We start from the raw sequence: 14,532 nt of genomic DNA on the forward strand, positions 1-14,532 counted from the left end.
ACCGCTAAGCCATCCCTGACAGGTGGGAGGCGGCGTGGTGGAGAAGACAGAGCCGACGGCGGTCGCGCTTGACGATGCGACGGTGGCGTTCCGGTTGGCGGACGGGCGGCTCTATACCGCGGTCGAGAAGGCCAACCTGGCGGTGGCCCATGGCGAGTTCGTCGCCATCGTCGGCCCGACCGGCTGCGGAAAATCGACATTGCTGAACGTCGCGGCCGGATTGCTGAAGCCGGCAGCGGGCGCGGCGCGGATCTTCGACAAGCCGCTCGCCGGCCTCAACCGTGACGCCGGCTACCTGTTCCAGGCCGACGCGCTGTTCCCGTGGAAGACCGCGATCGACAATGTCGCGATCGGGCTCGATATCCGCGGCACACCGCGTGCCGAGGCACTGGCGCGCGCGCAGAAATGGCTGACCTCGGTCGGGCTCGGCGCCTTCGCGGGCCGCTATCCGCACATGCTCTCCGGCGGCCAGCGCAAGCGCGTCGCGCTCGCGCAGGTGCTGATCCGCGATCCGAAGATCCTCTTGATGGACGAGCCGTTCGGCCCGCTCGACGCGCAGACCCGGCAGATCATGGGCAATCTGCTGCTGGAACTGTGGACCGCCGACCGCAAGGCGGTACTGTTCGTCACCCACGATCTCGAGGAGGCGATCGCGCTCGCCGACCGCGTCGTCATCATGTCGGCTGGACCGTCCGCCCGCATCATCGGCGACTGGCGCATCACGCTGCCGCGGCCGCGCGACATCTCGGAGGTTCGCATGGAGAAGGATTTCCATGCCCTGCACCGCGAGATCTGGAGCGTGCTGAAGGACGAGGTGATGAAGGGCTATGTGCAGTCGACCCAGGCGGGGGCCGCCTGATGTCGCGCGTCACGTTGCTCTGTCTGCAAGTCCTGGTCGCCGTCGTCGCGCTGTCGCTGTGGCAGTTCTTCACCACCGTGCCGTTGTTCGGCAAGATCCTGCTGCCGCCGTTCTTCTTCTCCAATCCGGTCGACGTCTTCAGCCAGATCGTCAAGTGGTTCTCGACCGGCGTGATCTGGAAGCACCTTGCGATCACGCTGTGGGAATCGATCCTCGCTTTCGTGATCGGCTCGGCCGGCGGCATACTGGTCGGTTTCTGGTTCGCGCGGCAGCCGCGCGTCGCCGCGGTGTTCGATCCCTATGTGAAGATGGTCAACGCGTTGCCGCGCGTCGTGCTGGCGCCGATCTTCGCGCTGTGGTTCGGGCTCGGCGTCTGGTCCAAGGTCGCGCTCGGCGTCACGCTGGTGTTCTTCATCGTGTTCTTCAACGTCTATCAGGGCGTCAAGGAGGTCCCGACCACGGTGCTCGACAACGGCCGGATGCTCGGCATGAACGAACGGCAGTTGATGCGCCACGTCTACTGGCCGTCGGCGCTGTCCTGGATGTTCTCCTCGCTGCACACCTCGGTCGGCTTCGCGGTGGTCGGCGCCGTCGTCGGCGAGTATCTCGGCGCCGCGGCCGGGCTCGGCTATCTGATCCAGCAGGCCGAAGGCGTGTTCGACGTCGCCGGTGTATTCGCCGGCATGTTCGTGCTGTCGGCCTTCGTCATCCTGATCGACATGGTGGTGACGCTGGTGGAGAAGCGGCTGCTGGTGTGGCGGCCGACCGCGGTGGCGCGGGACTGAGCCCGCGCATCGAAACGGATCGTAAGGTGGGCAAAGCGTCAGCGTGCCCACCATCGCGAGCGCGTCGTGGATGGTGGGCATTGGCGCTGTGCGCCTTTGTCCACCCTACAGCACTTGGTGCTCCGCTAGAGAGCAAATGCCGCCCGTGTAACAGTCGATCCATGATTCGTGACTCGTCTTGCACGCGTGGTGCGTGCATGTAGGCGGAGCCGGGCAGGGACCGGCTTGGGGTGGGGTCGCAGATGCAGGACGAGACGTCACCGCGCTATGCCGGCTGGCGCGTCGTGTTCGCTTGTTTCCTGCTGGCGCTCTCTATCTTCGGCTTCGCCCTGTACGGCCAGGGCGTCTACCTGGTCGAACTGCAACGCCTGAACGGCTGGCCGGCCTCGCTGATCTCGGGCGCCAGCACGCTCTCGCTCCTGATCGGTAATGTCATCGTCATCTTCACCGACGAGATCGTGGCGCGGCTCGGCCTGAAACGGCTCGCGCTTGCCGGCATCGCGAGTCTTGCCGGGTCGATGGCGCTGCTCGCAATCGCGTCGGCGCCCTGGATGCTCTACGTGGCGTTCGCGCTGATGTCGCTCGGATGGGTCGGCATGGGCACGGTCGTGATCTCGGCGCTGGTGGGCGCCTGGTTCGAGAAGCGTCGCGGCCTCGCGATCAGCCTCGCATTCCTCGGGGCGAGCTCCGGCGGCGTCATCGTGACGCCGCTGCTGGTGCTGCTGGTCACGCATGTCGGATTTCAGGCGGCGATGCTGACCGCAGCCGCGGTCATGCTGGCCGTTCTCGTGCCCGTCACCCTTGCCTGGGTCGGCCCGCCGCCGGCATCCTCCGCAGCGAGCATGAGCATGCGCGATCCCTCCAAGCCAAGCGAGAGCGCCGCGACCGGCAGCATCACGCGCGGGCAGGCGGTGCGGCAGCTTGCGTTCTGGACGATCGCAATTCCGTTTGCGCTCGGCGTCATGGCCCAGGTCGGCTTCATCGTGCATCAGATCGCGATGCTGGAGCCGAAGGTCGGTCCGGTGCGCGCCGGCGTTGCAGTCAGCGTGATGACGGCGATGGCGATCGTCGGGCGGCTATCGCTCGGCGTGGTCGCCGATCGGCTCGACCCGCGGCTGGCGGCGGCGGCTTCGCTGTTCAGCCAGGCCGTGGCGCTCGCGACGATCTCGCAGACCGACGACGTTCGGCTGGTGTTGGCGGCCAGCGCACTGTTCGGCTTTTCCGTCGGCAACCTGATCACGCTGCCGCCGCTGATCATTCATCGCGAATTCGACGCCGCGAGCTTCACCGTCGTCATGGGGCTGTTCACCGCGATCAGCGGCACGCTCGGCGCGCTAGGTCCGGTCTTGATCGGCCTCGTGCGCGGCTGGAGCGGCGGCTATGGCACCGCGCTCGTACTGTCGATCGGTCTTGAAGTCGTAGCGGCCGTGATCGTGGCCGGAATACGGGTGCGGTCACAACAGCGACCTGCGCCCTCGTAGGGTGGGCAAAGCGTCAGCGTGACCACCATCGCGAGCACGTCGTGGATGGTGGGCACGGCGCTTTGCGCCTTTGCCTACCCTACGCGCTTGGTGCAAGGCTAGAGAGCCGGCGCTTTCTCCATCAGCTCGCGGATCTTGTCCGCGACCTCCGGCTCGATCGGATTGTACACCACCATGCTCAGATCGGGCCGGCCATCGACCGCGAACGCCGAATATTCGAACGCGATCGGGCCGAGGATCGGATGCCGCAGGTGCTTGACGCCCTCGCCATGGCTGCGGACGTCGTTGTCGCGCCACATCGCCGCGAATTCCGGACTGAGCCGGCAGAGCTCGTCGACGAACGGCTGCACTGCCGTGGCGGCGCCGGCGCGGGCCGCATCGACCCTGAACGCGCCGACGACGAAGCGCGCCACGCTCTCCCAATCATATTGCGCGGCGCGGACGCGCGGATCGAGGAAGATGAAACGCAGGATGTTGCGCTGGTGCGGCGGCAGCGCGCCGTAATCCGTCAGCATGACGCTCGCCGCCCTGTTCCAGGCTACGACGTCCCATGTCGCGCTCCTGATCACGGCGGGGCTTGGCGATAGCGCATCGAGCACGCGCTGTAGCCGCGGCGTGACGCCTTCGCTGCGCTGGTAGCGTACCTCGGGCGCGCGGCCGAGGCCGAGCAGGAACAGGTGCTCGCGCTCGACGTCGGTCAGCATCAGCGCCCGTGCGATGCGGTCGAGCACATCGGCCGACGGCGCGCCGCCGCGGCCCTGTTCCAGCCAGGTGTACCAGGTCGGGCTGATATTGGCCCGCTGCGCCACTTCCTCGCGGCGCAGCCCCGGCGTTCGCCGCCGCTCCGCCGCAAAGCCGAACGCCGCCGGATCGAGCCGGCTGCGGCGGTCCTTCAGGTAGGTGCCGAGCAGATTGTCCTGTGCGAGGTGCTCGCTCATCCTGTTAGTGATTATACCATGATAACGTCACTACTTTACCAGAATAGCGCGAGCCGCGAGATTTGTCGCCAGCGAAACTGGAGACATTGCATGCGCGTGTTCGTCACTGGAGCCACCGGCTGGGTCGGCTCGGCCGTCACCAAGGAATTGATCGCCGCCGGCCATCAGGTGCTCGGCATGACCCGCTCGGACAACGGCGCGGCCGCGCTGGCCGAGGCCGGCGCCGAGGTTCATCACGGAACGCTCGAGGACCTCGACAGCCTCAGGAGCGGCGCGGCGCAGTCGGACGCGGTGATCCATTGTGCCTTCAACCACGACTTCTCGAAGTTCGCGCAGAACTGCGCCGATGACCGCCGAGCCATCGAGACGCTCGGCGCGGTGCTTGAAGGCTCGACGCGTCCGCTGATCACGACGTCGGGTGTCGCCCGCGTGGCGCAGGGCCGCCTCGCGACCGAACAGGATCCGCCGATCCCGGTCTCCGACGCCTATCCGCGTGCGTCGGAGGCGACGACGACTGCCGTGGCTGCGCGCGGCGTGCGCGCCGCCGTGGTGCGGCTGCCGCCCTCGGTGCATGGCCATGGCGACCACGGCTTCGTGCCGCGCCTCGTCGCGATCGCGCGCGAGACGGGCGCCTCCGCCTATATCGGGGACGGGCAAAATCGTTGGCCCGGCGTGCATCGGCTCGACGCAGCGCGGGTCTATCGTCTCGCGCTCGAGCGTGGCGTGGAGGGCGGGCCGTTCCATGCCGTGGCCGATGAAGGCGTGCCGTTCAAGGCGATTGCGGAGGTGATCGCGCGACGGCTCGACATTCCGCTGGTGTCGAAATCGCCGGAGGAAGCGGCCGCGCATTTCGGCTGGTTCGCAAGGTTCGCGGGCTTCGACGTGCCGACCTCGAGCGCACGCACCCGCGCGCGGCTCGGCTGGCAGCCCGAGCGGCCGGGGCTGATCGCCGACCTCGATCACCCCGCTTACTTTGCGCAATAGAGTTCTGCACAGACCGGCGGCGCTCTAAACCATGTTAATGCCGGAACCCGCGACATCGCGCAGGCTCGCATCACGCTGCTCCACACCCGCATGTGGTCAGCGACTCACGCAGCAAGACCCCAGCTCTGTCAGCCCCTGAGCTGGGGTCGTCGTGAGAGAGATCGCGAAGTGGGGACCTTGGGGTGGTTCGGTGGGGAAAGCGCGGCCTGCCCACCATCTGTTGCACGGCAACCGGTGGTGGGCACAGCGCGCTGGCTCCTCGCGGAATCGTGGGGTGGGTTAGCCAACGGTCCGCGCAACGCGGCCCGATGATAGACACCGCGTAGCCCCGGCGATTTTCCTCCATCGCGGCAGGTGGGTTTACGTCTGCAGCTAACCCACCCCGCGAGCGCGTATCAATCCAGCAGCTTGGTATCGTCCGGCGCCTGCGGCGGCGTCTTGATCGCGATCGCTTTCAGCGCGCGGCCGTTCGGCTTGGAGCCGCCATGCGGCGTGCCCTTCGGGATCACGACGAGGTCGCCCGGCTTCACCGTCACTTCCTTGTCGCCGAGCCAGATCGTGCCGGTGCCTTCCAGGATGTACTGCAGCTCGTTGGTGTTCGGATGCAGGTGCTTCGGCACGTTGCCGTCCTGGATCGAGACGGTGGCGCCGTCGGCCGACACGAACATCTTGGAGCGGAAGCCGACCTTGTTGGCGTCGCCGAGCTTGTCACCCTCCATCTCGCCGGTGTGGATGACCTGCGCGGTGATGTTCTCGGCGGCGAACGCCGGCCGCAGGACGTGGGTGACGGCGCAGCCGGCGGCGAAGGCCGCAACGATCGATAGCGTCGTGGCGATACGATTCATGAGAAACCTCCCCTGAGTGTTTTTTGTGAGGCGGATGCTATGTCGCCGCCGCGGGCTTGACCAGCTACCGGAAAGTCGCCTTCTCAAGCCTGCCGCACTGCATTATGTTGCCGCCGAATTTCGTGTGGAGGACGCCATGAGGACGATGTTTGGCAGGCTGGCAGGCGCAATGCTGGCGCTCGTGGTCAGCACGGGCCTTGCCGCAGCGCAAAGCAAGATCACCATCGCGGTCGGCGGCGGCGCCTGCCTGTGCTATCTGCCGACGGTGCTGGCCAAGCAGCTCGGCGAATACGACAAGGCCGGGCTCGCGGTCGAGCTGGTCGACCTCAAGGGCGGCTCGGATGCACTGAAGGCCGTGCTCGGCGGCAGCGCCGATGTCGTCTCCGGCTATTTCGACCATTGCGTCAACCTCGCCGCCAAGAAGCAGGAGCTGCAGTCCTTCGTGGTGTATGACCGCTATCCCGGCCTGGTACTGGTGGTCTCGCCGAAGCACACCGGTGAGATCAACTCGGTCAAGGATCTCGCCGGCAAGAAGGTCGGCGTCAGCGCGCCGGGCTCCTCGACCGATTTCTTCCTGAAGTTTCTCTTGAAGAAGAACGGTCTCGATCCGATGAACACCGCGGTGATCGGCGTCGGCCTGGGGGCCACCGCAGTCGCCGCGATGGAGCAGGGCCAGATCGACGCCGCCGTGATGCTCGATCCCGCCGTTACCGTGCTGCAGGGCAATCACAAGGACCTCAAGATCCTCAGCGACACCCGCACCCAGCACGACACGCTCGAGGTGTTCGGCGGCGAATATCCCGGCGGCGCGCTCTACTCGACCACGGCATGGGTCAACAAGCACGAGAAGGAAGTGCAGGGCCTGACCAACGCCATCATGGCGACGCTCAACTGGATCCATTCGCATTCGGCCGAGGAGATCATGGCCAAGATGCCGGACGAGATCGTCGGCAAGGACAAGGCGCAGTACCTTGCCGCGCTGAAGAACACGATCCCGATGTATTCGCAGACCGGCAAGATGGACCCGAAGGGCGCCGAGGCCGTGCTCGCGGTGTTCAGCACGGGCTCGCCGGAGGTGGCGAAGGCCGGGATCGACGTCACCAAGACCTACACCAACAAATATGTCGATCAGGTCAAGACGACCGGGATGAGCAAGTAAGCATCGTTTCGGAATGCTCACATTGAGGGTTTGACGCGGTGATTGGCATGCAGGCTCCGGTCATTCAGCGCGTCACTTCGCTCGACCTGACATTGCAGCGGCGGCCGTGGCCGTTCGCGGATGAACGGCGTGCCGAGATCGATGCGCATTTCGCCGAGCAGCAGCGCGCCAAGCCGAGCCTGTGGAACGGCCGGGTGCTGCTCGGCCGCGACCCGGTGTTTTCCACCGGGCGGCTCAGCGCCAACTATTTCGAGACCGATTTCGCGAGCTTCCTCGCCTGGCGCGACTGGGGCTTTCCCGATCCGGAGATCTTCAACGGCTTCGGCATGGGCGCTTTGCTCGCCAGCGACGGCGCCTTCGTGCTCGGCGAAATGGGCGAGCACACCGCCAATCCCGGCCGCATCTATTTTCCGTCGGGCACGCCCGATCTCGACGACATCAGCGGCGACACTGTCGATATCGCCGGCAGCGTGCTGCGCGAACTCGCCGAGGAGACCGGCCTGTCCCCGGCGGATTGCCGCGCGGACGCGGACTGGCACTGCATCTACACCGGACCCGCGCTCGCGATGATGCGGATCCTGCGCGTCGACATGCCGGGCGAGGCGCTGTGCGCGCGGATCGAGGCCAACCTCGCGCAGCAGCAGGAGCCGGAGCTCGCCGCGATGCACCTGGTGCGCAGCCGCGCCGATCTGACCGCCGCGATGCCGCGGTTCGTCACCGCATTCATCGAAACGCAGCTTGGCGCGTAGGATTGGCCGTCACTGACGGCTTTGGCCCGAAGCAGATTTCGTCGCAGGTCAATCTGTCTACCGGTCGACGACGCGGGCTGGTAACCTCGCGAGCGCGAGAGGCGCGCGGCACTCGGCGTTCATGACAGGGAGCGACAGGATGATACTCAGTCCGGATCATGTGACGATCGCAGTGGCGGACGCTGGCCGAGCGATCGAGTTCTTCGCACTTCTCGGCTTCAGGAAGGATCACGTCGCGATCATCGACGGTGGCGTTCCCGCCCGCTACATGGGCATGCCAAGCATGAAAGCGCAGCACATCACCCTCGTGCTCGAAGGCGGCGATTCTCATTTCGAAATCCAGCTGCTCCAGTTCGACTCGCCGCCGGGGACCGATCCGGGTGCGCACCCGACCAATCTGCGAAGGCTGGGCTTCAATCACCTCGCGTTTCGCGTCGACGACATCGAGGCGGCGACCGCGCATCTCGTGGCCAACGGTGTGACCATGCTGAGCGACGAGATGGACTACATCAGCCGGAAGCTCCGGCTGTTCGAGGGACCCGAGGGCATCACCTTCGAATTGGTGCAGCGGGACGACTAACACCTTCCAGGTAGGTCCGCTTGCGAGCGACGTACGCCTGCAACCATTTGCTGAAGCTTTGATCAGGCCTGCGCCGTGCGGACGCAGCCATGGCGCTTGACATCCTCGGTCGCTGCCCCTGTGATAGGGCAGCACGACAACCATAATAAATGCAGTGCACAATCTCTGGGGAGGGATTCATGCCGGTCATGAAGGCTGCTCGCTGGCTTGCGGGTCTGTCCGTCGCGGTTGCAGCGTTGGGCGTCACGGTGACCGCGCATGCGCAGGACAAGAAGATCAAGATCGGCGTGATCTTCGATCTCACCGGCCCACTCGCCGGCGGCGGTTCGGAGCTGAACTATACCGGCGTCAAGATCATGCTCGACCACTACGCCAAGACCGGCGTCGAGGGCTACAAGGTCGAGGCGGTCTATGCCGATGCCCAGAGCAAGCCCGACATCGCCATCAACGAATCGGTGCGCCTGCTCGAGCAGGAAAAAGTCGACATGGTGATGGGCTTCTTCTCCTCGGCGCAGTGCGTGCCGGTGGCAGCCCGCGTCGAGCAGCTGAAGAAGTTCATGTGGATGACCACCTGCATCTCCTCGTCGGTGTTCGACAGCAAGAACTACAAATACGTGTTCCGCCCGCAGGCAAGCGGCGACCAGTTCGGCCTGATGACGATGGATTTCATCGCCAACCAGGCGCAATCCAAGTTCGGCAAGGAGCCGAAGGACCTGCGGGTCGCGATCATCCACGAGGACGGCGCCTATGGCGTCGATGTGTCCAAGGGCAACGAGGCCGGCGCCAAGAAGGCCGGCTTCAACATCGTCATGAAGGAGGGTTATTCGGCAACCGCGCCGGATTTGTCGGCGCTGGTGACCAAGCTGAAGCGCGCCCGGCCCGACGTGATCTTCCACACCGGCTACAATCCGGACATCACCCTGTTCTTCCGCCAGGCCCGCGAGCAGGGGCTGAAATTCGGCGCCATCGTCGGCCACGGCGCCGGCTATGGCGTCTACGACAAGCTGAAGGAAGGGCTCGGCGCAGACGCCAGCTATCTCTTCAATACCGACCCGATCTCGATCTGGCTCGCCAACCAGACCAGCATGGACAAGAAGCTTCCGGCGGTCATCAAGATGGTCGGCGAGGAGTTCGACAAGATCAAGCCCGGTGTGCCGATCCGCTCCGCCCATGTCGGCATCGGCGCTTCCAATGCCTTCGTGTTCATGGACGACGTGCTGCCGCGCGCGATCAAGAAATACGGCGGCGTCGATCCCGATGCGCTGCGCAAGGCCGCGCTCGACACCGACATTCCGGAAGGCGGCACCATGCTCGGCTTCGGCGTGAAGTTCTACGGCGAGGGTGAGCAGTTCGCCGGACAGAATTCGCGCTCGTTCCCGGTGGTGCTGCAATATATCGACGACAAATCCTACGTGGTGTGGCCGAAGAGCCAGATGCAGCGCGAGTCCGTGCTGCCGCTGCCGGCCGGCACCACCTACAGCTACAAGTAACCAGCATTTCGGAAGGGACTGCCGTGCTCGCAGTCGAAGGCCTGGTGAAGCGGTTTGGCGGCTTTCGCGCCGTCAACAACGTCTCGTTCCGCGTCGAGAAGGGCGAGATCCTCGGCCTGATCGGTCCGAACGGCTCGGGCAAGAGCACGATCTTCAACATGCTCTCGGGCACGCTGCCGCCGACGTCGGGATCGATCCTGTTCGACGGGCACGAGATTGCAGGGCTCGCGCCGCACCGGATCATCAACGGCGGCATCGGCCGCACCTTCCAGATCCCGCGGCCGTTCCATCGCCTCAGCATCTTCGACAACGTCTCGCTCGCCGGTTTCTACGGCCAGGGCCGCCACAGCCGTGCCAAGGCGGAGGAGGCGGCCGAGCACGCGCTGGCGATGGTCGGCCTGCCGACCGACCGCCACGCCAGCGTCGAGGGTCTCGGCGCCGCGGGCCTAAAGAAGCTCGAACTGGCCAAGGCGCTCGCGACGGGACCGAAACTCCTGCTCGCCGATGAGAGCCTCGGCGGGCTCGACGAGGCCGAGATGGACCAAGCCGCCGACATGCTGCGCCGGATCCGCGACGAACTCGGCATCACCATCATTTGGGTCGAGCACATCATGGGCGTCTTGATGCGGGTGGTCGATCGCGTGATGGTGCTCGATCACGGCGAGAAGATCGCCGAAGGCCTGCCTGCGGACGTCGCCGGCGACCGCCGCGTCATCGAGGTCTATCTCGGCACCGATGCGGACGCCTCGCTCGCGGCCGCCGCGGCGGCGCAGGCGCGCCGCCGGATCGGGGCGTGACGCATGCTGGACCTGAAATCGATCGACGCGGGCTACGGCAGCTTCCAGGCGCTGTTCGACGTCTCACTCGACGTCAAGGCGGGCGAAGCGGTCGGCGTGATCGGCCCGAACGGCGCCGGCAAGACCACCCTGATGCGCGTGATCTCCGGGCTGATCCGCCCGCTGAAGGGCCGCATCGCGATGGAAGGCACCGACGTCGCGGCAACGCCCGCGCACCGCATCGTCAGCCTCGGCATCGCCCATGTGCCGGAGAATCGCCGGCTGTTTCCGCGGCTCACGGTCGCGGACAATCTGAAGATGGGCGCCTACATGCCGGGCGCGCGGGCCAATTATGCCGAGCGGCTCGACTTCGTCTTCGATCTGTTCCCGCGCATGAAGGAGCGCCGCAACCAGATGGCCGGCACCATGTCGGGCGGCGAGCAGCAGATGTGCGCGATCGGCCGCGCGCTGATGTCGAATCCCAAACTGCTGCTGCTCGACGAGCCATCGGCGGGCCTCGCGCCGGTCGTGGTGCAGCAGGTGTTCGAGCTGGTGAAGCGCATCCGCGCCAGCGGCCTGACCGTGCTGATCGTCGAGCAGAACGTGCAGCAGGTGCTGCGCGTGGTCGACCGCGCATACTTGCTGGAAGCCGGCAGCATCCGCGCCGCCGGCACCGCGCAGGAACTCGCCGCCAGCGACACCATCAAGCAGGCGTATCTGGGGGTGTGAGCGTGATGACAGCAGGTCGTACAGGCGTGCCAAATCATTGTCCCGTCATCCTGAGGAGCGGCGCCAGCCGCGTCTCGAAGGATCGACGGCCACCGGCCGGGCCGTGCATCCTTCGAGACGCCGCTTCGCGGCTCCTCAGGATGACGGGGATGCGAATGCAGCTTGTTGACGATGTCACGGTCTAGGACAGCATGGCCATGCAACACTTCCTCGACATCTTCGACATCTACCTGCTGGAAGCCGTGATCAACGGCATCCTGCTCGGCGGCGTGCTGGCGCTGCTGGCGCTCGGGCTCAACCTGATTTTCGGTGTGATCGACGTCACCTGGATCTGCTACGCCGAACTGGTGATGATCGGCATGTATGGCATGTACTACCTCGTGCAGGTCTATCATCTGCCGTATTGGGCCGCCGCGCCGCTGGTCATCCTGCTGGTGGCGCTGCTCGGCGCCGCGCTGCACTACCTCGTCATCGCGCCGCTGCTCACCGCGCCGCCGATCAACCAGCTGCTCGCCACCGGCGGCGTGCTGTTCATCCTGCAGAGCTTCGCCACCGTCGCCTTCGGCATCGACTTCCGCAATCTCGGCATCCGCCTGCCGGTGCTGGCGCTCGGCGAGATGAATTTCTCCTACGCGCGGCTGCTGTCGTTCGTGGCGGCGCTGCTCGGCATGATCGGGGTCTATCTGTTCCTGACCCGCACCTTCACCGGCACCGCGATCCGCGCCATCGCGCAGGACCGCCAGATCATGCCGCTGATGGGCGTCGACGCCAAGCGCATCTACCTCGTCACCTCGGCGATCGGCGGCGGGCTCGCCGGCCTCGCCGCGTGCCTGCTCGTGCTGCAATACGACGTGCATCCGTTCGTCGGCCTGTCGTTCGGGCCGATCACCTTCCTGATCTGCGTGCTCGGCGGGCTCGGTAATTTCATCGGCGGCTTCATCGCCGCCTTCGTGTTCGCCGAGATCATCTCGCTCGGCGGCCTGTTCTCCGACCTTGAATGGGGCTACGTGCTGGCGTTCGCCTTCTTCATCGTCATGATGTTCATCCGGCCCGCGGGCCTTTTGGCGAGGCGCTCGTGAACAGGCAGCTGGCAGGCTGGATCATCGCGCTGATCGTGCTCGTCGCGGTGCCGTTCGTGCATCGCGATCCCTATCACCTGCACATCCTGGTGCTGATCCTGATCTGGTCGTTCGCCTACACCTCGTGGTCGATCATGGGCCGCTTCGGCCTGGTGTCGCTCGGCCATGGCGGCTTCATGGGCATCGGCGCCTATGTCACCGCGCTCTTGTGGAATCACCTCGGTATCACGCCCTGGATCGGCATCCCCGTCAGCATGGCGACGGCCGGCGTGCTGGCGCTGATCGTCGCCTATCCCTGCTTCCGCTTCCGCATCACCGGCCACTATTTCGTGCTGGTGACGCTGGCGCTGTCCGGCATCGTGCTTCAGGTGATCACCGCGACGCGCGACTACACCGGCGGCTCGCTCGGCTACACGCCGCAGCGCGCGCCGAGCGGCAAGGGCCTCATCGCGCTGCAATTCGACGACAAGACCACCTGGTACCTGATCGCGCTGGCGGTCTGGGTGGTCGGCCTCGTGGTCTGGCGCGCCATCGACCGCAGCATGAGCCGCCACGCCATGGAGGCGATCTCGGAGGATGAGGACGCCGCCGCGGCGGCCGGCGTCAACGTCACCGCCGAGAAGCTCAAGATCACCATGATCTCGGCGCTGATGACGGCGCTGGCCGGCGCGCTGTACTGCCAGTACCAGATGTTCATCTCGCCGGACACCGTCAGCGGCATCGCCGTCTCGCTGCAGATGGTGTTCGCGGCGATCGTCGGCGGGGTCTATGTCGCACTCGGCCCGACGGTCGGTGCCGTCATCACCATCCTGCTCGCCGAGGTACTGCGCATCGGTTTCGGCACCAAGGCGGTCGGCTGGGACAATCTCGTCTATGGCGTGCTGCTGGTGCTGTTCATCATCTTCCTGCCCAAGGGCATTCTTGGTAGCCTGATCGACCTGGTCAGATCGCCACGCAAGCCGCCGAGAGGTCATGAGCAACAAGCCGTCCCCATCGCTCGCCGATGAACTGAAGCCCTTCGTCGCGCCGTTCCGATTCGACGGTTCCGGCGAATTCCACCTGAAGTCGTTCGCGACCGCCGAGAAGGGCGGCATCGACAAGGATGCCGGCGGCAAGATCATCGAGGCCAACCGCAAGCGCCTCAACGAGTTCCAGGAGAAGCTCTACGCCCAGGATCGCTGGTCGCTGCTCCTGATCTTCCAGGGCATGGACGCCGCCGGCAAGGACAGTGCGATCAAGAGCGTGTTCGAGGGCGTCAACCCGCAGGGCTGCGAGGTCTCCTCGTTCAAGCAGCCGTCGAGCCGCGAACTCGACCACGACTTCATGTGGCGCGCGATGGTCGCGCTGCCGGAGCGCGGCCGCATTGGCATCTTCAACCGCTCCTATTACGAGGAATGCCTCGTCGTGCGCGTGCATCCCGAGGTGCTGGAGAAGCAGAAGATCCCCAAGCAACTGGTGACGGAGGACATCTGGCGCGAGCGCTTCGAGGACATCTCCGCGATCGAGCGCTATCTCGCGCGCAACGGCACCGTGATCCTGAAGTTCTTCCTGCACGTCTCCAAGGAGGAGCAGCGCCAGCGCTTCCTCGACCGGCTCGAGGAGCCGGCCAAGAACTGGAAGTTCTCGATGGCCGACGTCAGCGAGCGCGCGCTGTGGGCGAAGTACCAGGCCGCCTATCAGGACATGATCCACCACACCTCGACCAAAGAGGCGCCCTGGCACATCGTCCCCGCCGACCACAAATGGTTCGCCCGCGTCGTGATCGGCTCAACCATCGTCAACGCGCTCGACAAGCTCGATCTGAAATTCCCCGAAGTCGACAAAGCCGAACTCAGCGAGTTCAAGCGTGTCCGCGACGCGCTGCTGGCCGAAGGGAAGGGCGGGGCGGAGAAGAAGGCGGTGAAGAAGTAGCGCCTGTCTCTCGCATCGCAGGGGGCCCGCCGCCAAAACACGGAAAACAACCCCATGCAAAGTAGCCGGCGGCTGCGGGCGTTCAACACGGCCACTTGACACGTCGGGCAACTCACCGGTATTCTTCCATTATTCCGAAATCGTGCGAGCCCCTTGCCTCAGGGCTC

General features: G+C 65.6%; 15 protein-coding genes. 13 read left to right on the forward strand and 2 right to left on the reverse strand.

The window, feature by feature from the left end; translation table 11 throughout:
- Positions 1 to 37 precede the first annotated feature (37 nt).
- From JQ633_RS03115 to JQ633_RS03125, 3 genes are all read left to right on the forward strand, one after another.
- Positions 38 to 859, forward strand: a complete 822-nt coding sequence (locus tag JQ633_RS03115; RefSeq protein ID WP_211982775.1) for an ABC transporter ATP-binding protein — start codon at positions 38 to 40, stop codon at positions 857 to 859.
- Positions 859 to 1,644, forward strand: coding sequence for an ABC transporter permease (locus JQ633_RS03120; protein WP_211982236.1), 786 nt, complete (start codon positions 859 to 861; stop codon positions 1,642 to 1,644). Before JQ633_RS03115 ends, JQ633_RS03120 begins: the two co-directional genes overlap by 1 nt.
- A 242-nt stretch (positions 1,645 to 1,886) precedes the next feature.
- Positions 1,887 to 3,125 (forward strand): MFS transporter, encoded by a 1,239-nt coding sequence (locus tag JQ633_RS03125; RefSeq protein WP_211982238.1) that lies wholly within the window; start codon positions 1,887 to 1,889, stop codon positions 3,123 to 3,125.
- 98 nt (positions 3,126 to 3,223) lie between these two features.
- Here the strand turns inward: JQ633_RS03125 and JQ633_RS03130 are convergent, their stop codons facing one another.
- Positions 3,224 to 4,063, reverse strand: a complete 840-nt coding sequence (locus tag JQ633_RS03130) for a helix-turn-helix transcriptional regulator (protein WP_211982240.1) — start codon at positions 4,061 to 4,063, stop codon at positions 3,224 to 3,226.
- Between the two features lie 90 nt (positions 4,064 to 4,153).
- Between JQ633_RS03130 and JQ633_RS03135 the strand changes: the two genes are divergently transcribed.
- Entirely contained in the window at positions 4,154 to 5,047 is an 894-nt protein-coding gene (locus tag JQ633_RS03135; protein WP_211982242.1) for an SDR family oxidoreductase, read from the forward strand.
- Positions 5,048 to 5,442: 395 nt separating this feature from the next.
- Here JQ633_RS03135 and JQ633_RS03140 read toward each other — a convergent pair whose 3' ends face one another.
- Positions 5,443 to 5,892, reverse strand: a complete 450-nt coding sequence (locus tag JQ633_RS03140) for a cupin domain-containing protein (RefSeq protein WP_211982244.1) — start codon at positions 5,890 to 5,892, stop codon at positions 5,443 to 5,445.
- Positions 5,893 to 6,028: 136 nt separating this feature from the next.
- Between JQ633_RS03140 and JQ633_RS03145 the strand changes: the two genes are divergently transcribed.
- The 9 genes from JQ633_RS03145 to JQ633_RS03185 all read left to right on the forward strand — a co-directional run bounded on the left by JQ633_RS03145 (position 6,029) and on the right by JQ633_RS03185 (position 14,365).
- Positions 6,029 to 7,051 carry an ABC transporter substrate-binding protein gene (locus JQ633_RS03145; protein ID WP_211982252.1) on the forward strand — a complete coding sequence of 341 codons (1,023 nt, stop codon included), beginning with the start codon at positions 6,029 to 6,031 and terminating at the stop codon, positions 7,049 to 7,051.
- 47 nt (positions 7,052 to 7,098) lie between these two features.
- A complete protein-coding gene (locus JQ633_RS03150) occupies positions 7,099 to 7,800 on the forward strand; it encodes an NUDIX hydrolase (RefSeq protein WP_211982253.1) in 702 nt (233 codons plus the stop codon).
- 139 nt (positions 7,801 to 7,939) lie between these two features.
- The gene (locus tag JQ633_RS03155; RefSeq protein WP_211982256.1) at positions 7,940 to 8,380 is read left to right on the forward strand and encodes a VOC family protein; all 441 of its coding nucleotides are present in this window, start codon (positions 7,940 to 7,942) and stop codon (positions 8,378 to 8,380) included.
- A gap of 179 nt (positions 8,381 to 8,559) precedes the next feature.
- Positions 8,560 to 9,870 (forward strand): ABC transporter substrate-binding protein, encoded by a 1,311-nt coding sequence (locus tag JQ633_RS03160; RefSeq protein WP_211982258.1) that lies wholly within the window; start codon positions 8,560 to 8,562, stop codon positions 9,868 to 9,870.
- A 23-nt stretch (positions 9,871 to 9,893) separates the two neighbouring features.
- On the forward strand, positions 9,894 to 10,667 hold the full coding sequence (locus tag JQ633_RS03165) for an ABC transporter ATP-binding protein (RefSeq protein WP_211982260.1): 774 nt from the start codon (positions 9,894 to 9,896) through the stop codon (positions 10,665 to 10,667).
- 3 nt (positions 10,668 to 10,670) lie between these two features.
- On the forward strand, positions 10,671 to 11,375 hold the full coding sequence (locus JQ633_RS03170) for an ABC transporter ATP-binding protein (RefSeq protein WP_211982262.1): 705 nt from the start codon (positions 10,671 to 10,673) through the stop codon (positions 11,373 to 11,375).
- Between the two features lie 197 nt (positions 11,376 to 11,572).
- Positions 11,573 to 12,454: a branched-chain amino acid ABC transporter permease gene (locus tag JQ633_RS03175; protein ID WP_211982777.1), complete on the forward strand. Its 882-nt coding sequence runs from the start codon at positions 11,573 to 11,575 to the stop codon at positions 12,452 to 12,454.
- Positions 12,451 to 13,461, forward strand: a complete 1,011-nt coding sequence (locus JQ633_RS03180) for a branched-chain amino acid ABC transporter permease (RefSeq protein ID WP_211982264.1) — start codon at positions 12,451 to 12,453, stop codon at positions 13,459 to 13,461. The genes JQ633_RS03175 and JQ633_RS03180 overlap by 4 nt, the downstream gene beginning before the upstream one ends.
- Positions 13,427 to 14,365 (forward strand): polyphosphate kinase 2 family protein, encoded by a 939-nt coding sequence (locus JQ633_RS03185; RefSeq protein ID WP_211982266.1) that lies wholly within the window; start codon positions 13,427 to 13,429, stop codon positions 14,363 to 14,365. Before JQ633_RS03180 ends, JQ633_RS03185 begins: the two co-directional genes overlap by 35 nt.
- Positions 14,366 to 14,532: the final 167 nt, after the last annotated feature.

The sequence above is a fragment of the Bradyrhizobium tropiciagri genome, from assembly GCF_018130505.1.
GTDB lineage: Bacteria > Pseudomonadota > Alphaproteobacteria > Rhizobiales > Xanthobacteraceae > Bradyrhizobium > Bradyrhizobium tropiciagri_B.

Bases quoted from the DNA above. Each gene is read 5' to 3' on its own strand.
- JQ633_RS03135 (WP_211982242.1), top strand. From the start codon at position 4,154: ATGCGCGTGTTCGTCACTGGAGCCACCGGCTGGGTCGGCTCGGCCGTC.
- JQ633_RS03185 (WP_211982266.1), top strand. From the start codon at position 13,427: ATGAGCAACAAGCCGTCCCCATCGCTCGCCGATGAACTGAAGCCCTTC.
- JQ633_RS03145 (WP_211982252.1), top strand. From the start codon at position 6,029: ATGAGGACGATGTTTGGCAGGCTGGCAGGCGCAATGCTGGCGCTCGTG.
- JQ633_RS03160 (WP_211982258.1), top strand. From the start codon at position 8,560: ATGCCGGTCATGAAGGCTGCTCGCTGGCTTGCGGGTCTGTCCGTCGCG.
- JQ633_RS03170 (WP_211982262.1), top strand. From the start codon at position 10,671: ATGCTGGACCTGAAATCGATCGACGCGGGCTACGGCAGCTTCCAGGCG.
- JQ633_RS03125 (WP_211982238.1), top strand. From the start codon at position 1,887: ATGCAGGACGAGACGTCACCGCGCTATGCCGGCTGGCGCGTCGTGTTC.
- JQ633_RS03120 (WP_211982236.1), top strand. From the start codon at position 859: ATGTCGCGCGTCACGTTGCTCTGTCTGCAAGTCCTGGTCGCCGTCGTC.
- JQ633_RS03175 (WP_211982777.1), top strand. From the start codon at position 11,573: ATGCAACACTTCCTCGACATCTTCGACATCTACCTGCTGGAAGCCGTG.
- JQ633_RS03130 (WP_211982240.1), bottom strand. From the start codon at position 4,063: ATGAGCGAGCACCTCGCACAGGACAATCTGCTCGGCACCTACCTGAAG.
- JQ633_RS03155 (WP_211982256.1), top strand. From the start codon at position 7,940: ATGATACTCAGTCCGGATCATGTGACGATCGCAGTGGCGGACGCTGGC.
- JQ633_RS03140 (WP_211982244.1), bottom strand. From the start codon at position 5,892: ATGAATCGTATCGCCACGACGCTATCGATCGTTGCGGCCTTCGCCGCC.
- JQ633_RS03150 (WP_211982253.1), top strand. From the start codon at position 7,099: ATGCAGGCTCCGGTCATTCAGCGCGTCACTTCGCTCGACCTGACATTG.